Origin of the sequence: Pseudoalteromonas sp. SG44-1 (genome assembly GCF_014164315.1) — a bacterium.
In the GTDB taxonomy this organism is placed as follows: Bacteria; Pseudomonadota; Gammaproteobacteria; order Enterobacterales; family Alteromonadaceae; genus Pseudoalteromonas; species Pseudoalteromonas rhizosphaerae.
In genome coordinates, this window is sequence record NZ_JACJEW010000335.1 from 1 (window position 1) to 205 (window position 205).

Genomic DNA, 205 nt, shown 5'->3' on the forward strand with positions numbered 1-205 from the left:
CTGACGCATCGACAACCGTTGTTTCCCCACCCATTCCCGATAGGCGCGGCAGAAGTGGCTATAGCTGTAATAAGGCTCACCGACTTTCTCACGCATTTCATCGAATACTAACTGCAACGTCAAATGTTTGTGCTGCTTTAAATCCTTATTGATGGTGAGCCAGTCAGGTGTTGGGTATCTTTTTTGACGGGGTGAGAAGTCCCTG

The 205-nt window shown here is 48.3% G+C and carries 1 pseudogene; it reads right to left on the bottom strand.

The window, feature by feature from the left end:
* A pseudogene (locus H5187_RS25320) lies at positions 1–205 on the bottom strand (IS21 family transposase); the annotation flags it as partial.